This window comes from Arenibacter sp. ARW7G5Y1 (genome assembly GCF_003201775.1).
In the GTDB taxonomy this organism is placed as follows: Bacteria; Bacteroidota; Bacteroidia; order Flavobacteriales; family Flavobacteriaceae; genus Arenibacter.
This window is the reverse complement of record NZ_QJJZ01000043.1, coordinates 1-1,682: the sequence shown is the minus strand read 5'-3', so window position 1 is coordinate 1,682 and position 1,682 is coordinate 1. Positions and strand designations below refer to the sequence as shown.

Here is a 1,682-nt window from a genome sequence, read left to right as displayed (position 1 = left end):
CGTTAGCTGTAATTCCCCACATAAAAAATTTCTATTAATTTCTTGAGCTAACGACAAGAACTCCCGAACTTTATGGTGATCCTATGTAAGGCCGATTTTTAAACTGGTGCTTAAAAGCCCGGGCGTAATTCTGGTTGAAATGTAAAAGCCCTCGAAGTAGTGGTTCAAGGGCTTGTTGATAATTTCAGTGGTGGTCCGTCATAGCGGAACCCCGTTCAGAATAATTTTCTATATCAAAGTTACATTTCCTTAGGGTCATTTTTTACTAATCCATAAACTTTTTTTACCATGGAAAGAAAAATGAAACTCGGAATGGACGTTGTGAATTTCAATGCCGCCGGAATCGATGTGGGCAGTCGCTCACACTTTGTGGCCATAGGCCAAGAACTAGGGGATGTCAGGGAGTTCGGCGTTTATGCCGAAGATCTTACCGCACTCTGCAAATGGCTCCTGGAATCTGACGTGACCACTGTGGCGATGGAGTCCACTGGGGACTATTGGCAAAACCTATACGTGGAGCTTATCTCCTTTGGTTTTGAGGTCGTGCTGGCCAATGGAAAGTTCACCAAGAATGCCAAGGGCAAAAAAACTGATGTAAAGGACTGTAGGTGGATACAGAAGCTCCATACCCTGGGACTGCTCAGCGGCAGTTTCCTGCCGGATCTTACAACAGAACAATTACGCACATTCTGTCGGCAAAGGGGGAACTGGATAGATCTGGCCGCCTCGGCCACGCACAAGATGCAAAAGTATCTAAAGCTATTGAACTTTAGGCTGGACGTGGTGGTCAAGGACGTCTGCGGGCTTACCGGGATGAAGATCATAGAGGCCATCTGTAAGGGGAACCTTGACCCCTATAGCTTGGCCGAGCACCGGCACTTCAATTGCAGAAAGCCAAAAGAGGAGATCGCCAGAGCGCTCCATGGCAATAACCGGGCAGACTATCTCTTTGGGCTGCAACAGGAGTTCGAGTGCTATAAATTCTTTCAAAAAAAGATCTGTGACTGCGACAAAAAAATCGGACACTTTATCAAAGAAGAGCTAAAACAACATCCCGAGCGCAGAAAAATGAAAACAACGGACAAACCACATAAGAGAACCAACAAGAACGCACCGCAAATAAAGGACCTGAACCAAATAGCCTTCCGTTATTTTAACGGGGTAGATCTCTTTGACATCGAGGGACTGAGCCATTCTACAATATTGTCCATTATGAGCGAGATAGGCCCCGAAGGCTTCAATAAGTTCAAGACCGCGAAACAGTTTTCCTCTTGGCTCAGGCTCGCACCGAACAACAAGGTATCAGGGGGAAAGATACTCAGTAACCGCGTGCCAAAGGGAAGCAACCGACTGAAAATCGCCCTGCGGCAAGCAGCGAATACCATAGGCAACCTAAAGGATACCCACCTCTCCGATTTTTTCCGAAGGGTCGCCTACAGAAAGGGTAGACATTCCGCGGTCAGTGCCACGGCACGGAAATTAGCGGTAATTATCTGGAATATGGTTACCAAAAAGATACAGTATCAACCACCTAGACAATATTTGTTCCTTGATCAAAAAAGAAAACTTGGACTGGTGAACCGAATTAAAAAACAAATAGATAAATTTGAATTAAAACCTGAAGATCTAGGATTTACAATTGCCCTAGATATCAGCAACTTAATTTGACGTTAGTCAGAATT

General features: G+C 45.1%; 1 protein-coding gene. It reads left to right on the top strand.

The window, feature by feature from the left end; all coding sequences use genetic code 11:
- Positions 1–348: 348 nt before the first annotated feature.
- Positions 349–1,668 (top strand): IS110 family transposase, encoded by a 1,320-nt coding sequence (locus C7972_RS23620; protein ID WP_258364940.1) that lies wholly within the window; start codon positions 349–351, stop codon positions 1,666–1,668.
- Positions 1,669–1,682: the final 14 nt, after the last annotated feature.